Below are 644 nucleotides of genomic sequence, written 5' to 3' on the forward strand. Positions count from 1 at the left end.
GTGTGGATGCAGGAGGCCTACGGCCTGACGGCGGCGGACACGGTGCTGCAAAAAACGCCGTTCGGCTTCGACGTCTCGGTGTGGGAGTTCTTCTGGCCGCTGATGGTCGGCGCGCGCCTTGTGATGGCGAAGCCGGAAGGGCACAAGGATCCGGATTACCTGAGCCGCGCGATCGAACAGTATGGCGTCACCACGCTGCACTTCGTGCCGTCGATGCTGCAAAGCTTCCTGGCGGACGGGCAGGCGGCGACGCGCTGCGGGCAGGTGGTGCGGGTGATGTGCAGCGGGGAAGCGCTGCCGGCGGCGCTGGTGGCGGAGTTTTACCGCCGGCTGCCGCAGGCGGAGTTGCATAACCTGTATGGGCCGACGGAGGCGGCGGTGGACGTGACCGCCTGGCACTGTTCGCGGGAGGCGGACCGGGTGTCGGTGCCGATCGGGCGGCCGATCGCCAACACGCGCATCTACCTGCTGGACGAGCGCGGGCAGCCGGTGCCGCTGGGGGCGGTGGGCGAGCTGTATATCGGTGGGGTGCAGGTGGCGCGGGGCTACCTGAACCGGCCTGAACTGACGGCGGAGCGCTTCTTGAGCGATCCGTTCGCGCCGGGCGGGCGGATGTACCGCACCGGCGACGTGGCGCGTTATCT

1 protein-coding gene is annotated in these 644 nt (G+C 69.1%); it reads left to right on the forward strand.

What is annotated here, in order from left to right:
• On the forward strand, nucleotides 1-644 hold a 644-nt coding region (locus tag ACJ8MK_RS26005; RefSeq protein WP_442518129.1), incomplete at both ends, for an AMP-binding protein.

Origin of the sequence: Serratia sp. CY38905 (assembly GCF_052168875.1) — a bacterium.
In the GTDB taxonomy this organism is placed as follows: Bacteria; Pseudomonadota; Gammaproteobacteria; order Enterobacterales; family Enterobacteriaceae; genus Serratia; species Serratia sarumanii.